This window comes from Massilia glaciei, from assembly GCF_003011895.2.
Lineage (GTDB): Bacteria > Pseudomonadota > Gammaproteobacteria > Burkholderiales > Burkholderiaceae_D > Telluria_A > Telluria_A glaciei.
On record NZ_PXWF02000272.1, the window covers coordinates 24,555 to 30,808 of the forward strand.

General features: G+C 55.6%; 6 protein-coding genes. 1 reads left to right on the top strand and 5 read right to left on the bottom strand.

Going from position 1 to position 6,254, the window contains the following annotated elements:
* Window positions 1-67: 67 nt before the first annotated feature.
* The 5 genes from C7C56_RS19995 to C7C56_RS20015 all read right to left on the bottom strand — a co-directional run bounded on the left by C7C56_RS19995 (window position 68) and on the right by C7C56_RS20015 (window position 5,478).
* Window positions 68-274 carry a helix-turn-helix domain-containing protein gene (locus C7C56_RS19995; RefSeq protein WP_106759124.1) on the bottom strand — a complete coding sequence of 69 codons (207 nt, stop codon included), beginning with the start codon at window positions 272-274 and terminating at the stop codon, window positions 68-70.
* Window positions 275-1,051: 777 nt separating this feature from the next.
* Entirely contained in the window at window positions 1,052-2,959 is a 1,908-nt protein-coding gene (locus C7C56_RS20000; RefSeq protein WP_106759125.1) for a DNA primase family protein, read from the bottom strand.
* Window positions 2,956-3,201 (bottom strand): helix-turn-helix domain-containing protein, encoded by a 246-nt coding sequence (locus C7C56_RS20005; protein ID WP_106759126.1) that lies wholly within the window; start codon window positions 3,199-3,201, stop codon window positions 2,956-2,958. The genes C7C56_RS20000 and C7C56_RS20005 overlap by 4 nt, the downstream gene beginning before the upstream one ends.
* A gap of 83 nt (window positions 3,202-3,284) precedes the next feature.
* Window positions 3,285-4,079: a DUF6387 family protein gene (locus tag C7C56_RS20010; protein WP_146204571.1), complete on the bottom strand. Its 795-nt coding sequence runs from the start codon at window positions 4,077-4,079 to the stop codon at window positions 3,285-3,287.
* Window positions 4,080-4,104: 25 nt separating this feature from the next.
* Window positions 4,105-5,478, bottom strand: a complete 1,374-nt coding sequence (locus tag C7C56_RS20015) for a tyrosine-type recombinase/integrase (RefSeq protein ID WP_106759128.1) — start codon at window positions 5,476-5,478, stop codon at window positions 4,105-4,107.
* Between the two features lie 283 nt (window positions 5,479-5,761).
* Here C7C56_RS20015 and C7C56_RS20020 point away from each other — a divergent pair, with 283 nt between their 5' ends.
* Complete coding sequence (locus C7C56_RS20020; protein WP_146204572.1) at window positions 5,762-6,247, top strand: hypothetical protein; 486 nt, start codon at window positions 5,762-5,764, stop codon at window positions 6,245-6,247.
* Window positions 6,248-6,254: the final 7 nt, after the last annotated feature.

Consider the following 6,254-nt stretch of genomic DNA (forward strand, 5'->3'; position numbering starts at 1 on the left):
ATCTCACTTCCCAGCGGGCTTTGTTTTGTCTGACACCCCAATGACACCAGACTGGCAGGTCCCCAATTTACAGGGCCTTCTGCTCATAGCGTGGCCTAAGCACGGCCACATCAAAGCCACTGGCTTCCGCCACCATCGTGGCTTTTTCCAGGTTCGGGATAACGCCGAGGCGGATCCACTTACCGATGGCGCTCCGCGAAACATCAAGCCCCTGTGCTGCGATCTTGGGTCCCCCCATGTTATAGATCGCCTTGCGAATATTGCTGTCTTCCATTTTCTCGTCCTTTATAAGTAGATTGAGGTGATTTTTTGTTCACCCTGTATTTATGTTAACTCCGGATTTTGCGTTGCTGGAAAAATGTCGAGAAATATTTTCGGACTTGGCCAGGGATCGATATTCCAGAGGGTCAACGGGCATTACGGCATGTCGACGGAGTGATGCAATGACTCGTTGATGGCTTCGGGGGCGGGGGAGTGCGGCACCACAGAATGCAGCGGCAACGTCGAATGGCCTGCGCCGACCGCTGAATGCCATGAAATCATCCGCCCATCCGCCCATCCGCCCGACCTGGAAGCGGCGGCCACCGCAATCGCCCTGTCGTTGATGGTCCGTTTTGGCGGGGGGGCGATGGAATGCGGTGAAGCCATCTACCCATCGGTCCAAATTGCCACTATCGCAACGACTAGAATCGGAAAAAGGAGATGCCTGAAGCACTCATGGGTGTTAGCGCATACCAGTGGTCCTTGAGGCACTACTGGAGTGAGGCGGGCGAGATAGGCAAAATCCATCCGCCCAATCCGCCCAGGTGTACGGCATCGGATCGTTCGGGCTGATAGGGACGATGTTTTGATCAAGTTGCCGCTCCTGGTCGAATCGGTCATGGTGGCGACCGTGGCCTGGAGGGCGTTTTCACTTTGATGGAAATGTTGACCCCATCCTCCCGATCCACCAACAATGCAGGACTGGGCATTGTCTGGGCGGATGGGATGATGTTTTCAGCCCTTTTCTCTTGCCGTCGATAGCCATGGCGGTCCGGCAAGCGCAGCAGGGTCAAGCGGCTATTGGCAACTCGGGGAAGATGCGGGACGATGCTGGACTTGGCACAATTTGGGCGGCGCGGAAGTATTCGGCACCATCTTGCTTCGCAACAATTCTCCACCAGGTTTTTCCGGATTTCTGCTGCTGGAATCCCATCGAACCAAGTTCACGCCCAAACGTCACCATGCTGCCAGCATCGAATCCACGATGCCGGCACCACGCACGAAACGCCATGTAGAGGTCACGGGGGATATAGCCAGACCTGTCGGTCGAATGGTCAAGGCACTCGGCTGCGAACAATCGCTCCGGTGACAGCTCCTCCCTATACACCGCCATCGCTTGATCCGAAGACGTGGGGTTGTTAAACCTGTCGTTGGCACGCAGATCATACAGGCCGTCAACTGCCCATGCGATGATGCCCGGAATTTCCCCCAATAACGTCTTCGACAGGTGCGGGTCTCGCTCGGCCACGGCAAACATTCGGTTGAAGGTCAGCACGATCAGCCTTCTGAAAAATCCCTCGGTCGTGTCGTTACTTCGTGGCATGTTGTTCGTCGCTACCATCAGGCGCACATAGGGCTTTATCTTGTAAGACGGCTTGTGCTTCGGCGACACCTCGACCCGATCCCCGGCGACAATCGCTTTGACGTAGCCATCGCAAATGTTGGTCTTCTTGGGCAAGTCCGCCGACAGATTCACCAGCTTGCCGACCAACGTCGCGCGGACGTAGGGCATACCAAAGCGATCCAACATGGCCGCTTCACAGTTGACGGAGCCGATCATGCCTTCGATCACGTCGATCAGCACCGATTTCCCGTTTGCCCCTTCGCCCTTCAAGATGAGCATGACCTGAAGGCTGTTGTCAGCGACCATCAGGTATCCCAGCCACTGGCGAATGAAGGCGATTTTCTGAGGTCGATCCGCATCTGGTTCCCAAATGCTGTCGAGGAACCCCAAGAAGCGAGGGCAAGTGGCGTCGGCCTGATAGGCATGGTCGATACGATTTTGGAGCATGTGCGCTGGGCTATGCGCCTCAAGGGTTCGTGACGCCACGTTCAGCGTGCCGTTCTTGAAGGCGATGAAGTTCGGGTTTGGCGTCATCATGTCATTGTGCTGGACGTGGGCGATGCGCAGGATCTTGTCGATCTCGGAGATTTGGGCATTGGTGCCCATCGGACCGAGGTGCGCCAAGATGTTATTCCTGAGTTCGTCGTCTTCGACTTCCTCATACACCCCTTCACGATAGGCACGGACCGTGTCTCGTACCCCGATCAGGCTCGTGCTGAATTCGCTGGTCATGATCGAGCTGGCCAGGGTGGCATGGCCGACGTTCTTAACGTTGCAGTCCCATACCAGCAGATCGGTCGGGTGTTCGGCCAGCGTGGCGTCCGGGAGTACGCAACCACGGGTCGGGCACATACTAGATCCGTCAACTCGTGCTTGAGCGCAGGTATAGCACGGCGTTGTCGCCTGGCGACCGGATTCGATGTCAACGTCAAACTGAATCCGGTCGAAACCGGGCATGGCTTCATTGGCCTGGCTTACCACATCGGGGCCGTCGTCGAACCTGGCGAGCGTTTGATTAAAGCCGATTCGCAGCGCCGCCGTCGTCGGAGCAGTGGAGCTGCCGCTTATGTAATCTCGAATTGCGGGGCACTTCAATTGCAGCAGGGCAAGCGCAGTGCGTGAATAGAAGGTAACGGGGACCACGACGGCATTCGTTTCCGTGGTCGCCACCGTGGCTTCGGGCGTGGCGGTGTCGTCGCCACTGTCGATGGCGGGCAGGACGACCACGTCGGTCACGGGTTCCAGTTGAGACATTGGGTAGGACATTTCGTCCTCGAAAGCGGGAACGATGGACGCGCTGGACATGGTGGCCGATGTCGATGGTGCTTGCGCAATTGCGGTTTTGTTGATCATTGCAGAGATCCTTTCACAGCAATGGCGTTAGCGCCGTGGGTATTCGCGGTGATGAAGGCATCTAGATCAGCCTTGCGGTACATGGCCTTGCGGCCAATGGACACGTAGGGCAGTTGGTGACGACGACTGACGACCCATTGCGCCAGGGTTTGCGGAGCCAGTCCTAGGTAATGGGCTGCGTCCTTGCGGGAAAGGAGGGGGCCGGGCTGTTGCGTAGTGGAAGCGATTGGGGCAATGTTCATTGGTAAATTCCGAAGTACGGGCAATTCCGTGCTTGCAGTTTCCGCCAACCGACAAAAATGTTCGAGGGAATAAAAGAGGTGAATTATTTTCCCTGAAACGACCTCTTCGCGCTTTCAGCCTGATGCCTGATGATCTCCGCAGTCTCAAAGGTAAAGACGAGCGGAAGCGACTTCGACAAACGGTTTCCGTGAGCGTCCCGTTCTGTCAAATTGAAGGTTGGCTGGATAAGGGCTATACGCCGATCCGACCGTATGGATTTTCCCGTAAGCAACGTGAACAGTTTGAGGTCCATGTAGGGGACGAGATTTGTGCTTGCCCAGGATCTGACCTTCGTCGCAAAGTCACCTCCTACCACTGGCTTCGTATGCTTGCGCCATGCCCTTAGCCAATTTTTGAAGTCCGAATGAATCTGTTTATCGCTAGCACATAGGTTGAGCGTCAAGTGCGCAAAATCCCCGAAGATACCCTCATCAATCTTGAGCAATTCTTCATCGACCACAGAACGTGTGTCGGCTTCGATTCGATCTAAATTTTCGATGAGCCACTTCATTCTGTTGGTGGTCGTCAGCCTGACCGTCGTGGTGTCGGTGGGATGCGGTGCAGGATTGTAGCCCTTGCCAAAACCTAACGGTCGGAGCGGGGCACTCTTGATCTGATCAAAAAAAGGCGCCACTTCCGCCTTCATTTTTTTGGCCAGCATATGCTTTAGTTGGGTCCTATCTCGAATGATAGTTTCCCAATGGGTAAAATCTGGTGCGACTCGGGAATTCGGTGGGGTCAAAGCGGCATAGTTTTTCAAGTCAAACCATGCTAGATCGTCGACGGTGGCATAGGTGCTGCCCTTCTGTCGACCGGAACCTTTGACTTTTTCTGACATATCGATTCGCTCCAATATCGGTAATTCATTCACTCGGAGGAAGTGGCGGCAAACGATCAACAACCTTGCCCTGCGCCTGCATCGCTGCTGTCGCCGCTTCCATCGCAAGAGCTACCGGGCCAGTCTGCAAGTGTGCGTAAACGGACGTGGCCTGGCTGGTCTTGTGCCCGAGCATTTTACCAATGATAGGCAGACTGGTTCCTCCCATCGCCGCCCAGCTTCCCAGCGAGCGCCGCAAATCATGCAACCGCAAATCTTCAATTCCCGCGTCTGCCAGCAACGCCTTCCAATGCTTGTTCGGTGGCGACATGTAGCCGGTAGCGCTGTTGGCGGCAAAGACGTAAGGGCTTGCGGTCTTTTCGGCCGGGTCGTTTGCCATTTTGGGAGCATTGCCCATTCGTCGTACCAGCACTGTTCGAGCGGCATCGGTCAGCGGGATCGTCAATGGATTGCCATTTTTCGACACCTCGGTCGGGATCGTCAATATGGCTGCGTGAAAATTGATGTCCTGCCAGCGCATGCCAAGGACGTTGGCCCGTCGAGCACCTGTAAACAAGGAGAGCAGGATGAAGTCCTTGAAATCGACGTGGTCGATCTTGTCGATGGCGGCGAAGAAGCGGGGTAACTCGTCCCCAGTAAGGAAGCGCTCCCGGCTGTTTTCCTTGAACTTGTCGATGCCGGCGCAGGGGTTGGCGCCTGTATACAAGTGCCAGTCGATCATCTTGTTGAAGATGGCACGCAACAAAGCCAGTATCCGGTTCGACGTTCTTGCCCCGGTGCCATCCTTTGCATTCAGCAGCATCCGTCTGGTGTCGGCAGGTGAGATGGATGACAACTTGCGGGTCTCCCAATCGACCGTGCCAGCGGACTTGCTTCTCTCCTTCCCGTGCGTCTTCTTCTGACCGGCAGGAACGGTGCCCAGGTATCGGGCGAAATCGTCTTTCATGAGCTGAGCTGACCGCTTTTCATGGGCGAGGACATGATCGGAAAAATACCGGTCGAACGCCTGGCGTAGCGTCATTTCCTGTTCCTTCAGTTGCCGAACGGTCCGGGCATTGGCTGCCGGGTCCACGCTTTTGTCCATCGACGCATTTACCGCATCGGCAAGCTTCCTGGCCATGCGCACATTGAGTTCGGCACTGTTGCCGATCAGCGAGAGCGGATCCGTTCCAGTCGGAAGATCCCTGGCGTCGGATAGGGTAGGGGAAAACCGGCCCAGAACAATTCGCTTAGGCTTGCCGTCAAATTTTCGGTAAATCTGGAAGGTCTTGGTACCGCTGGCCAAAACATCGAGGCACAAGCCCCGTGTTTGCGTGTCGATGCAGTAGGTTCGTCCGCTTGATGGTGGCACAACCGCTGTGAGCGCTGATTTTGTAAAACTAAATTTTTCGGATGCCATGCTATGTGCTACCTCTGTGCTACCGCGTTGATCAATTTCCGTCTAATTCGGGTAGCACAAGGATAACGATCATTTTTGAATAGATCAATGAAATCAATCACTAAGTATGATTGACTATTTGCATGTATGCATAGAGTCTGTGACTTCTAAGCTGAGGGTCACAGGTTCGATTCCTGTTGGGCAGGCCAATCAACGGTAGCAGCATGCGAGGTTTTTTCCGGCTGCCGCCGCCAACCCACTACTCGGGAGCAGGCGTGCGCAAGCCAGATAGGACGAGGCAATCATGCAGGAAGTAAGCAATTTGGGTGAGCTCGCTCCCGAATGGGCCGGTGGGCTTGCTTCGGCCGTTGGTGGCTACATATTCGGAACATTGTTCTTGGCTTTGCTGTGTGGTTTCATCTTCCTCGTACTGGCGATCTTGGCGTGTGTGGTCCTGTTTCGCAAAGGACTGCTCAGGCGCGAGGAATCGTCATGGAACACGCTCGCGAAGATCAGCTACCTGCTCATCTTGATTTGCCTGCCCACAGCCGGTGCCGCACTGGGCGCCGCATACAGCACACACCGTTCGGCCAACGCGCTGCTGGACGATGCGATGCGGCCCGCGCTGACCAGTCGCATGCCACTCGTGCGCGCATATTTGAACACGCAGCTGGCTTCGTATCGGCCGGACGGCATCTTCCGCGCGCAGGATTTGGCTAAGACATTCATCAGGGACCTCAGGTATCGACCCCAATCGGACCGAATGTGGGAGCCAATCCACCGGACTTAACGGGTCG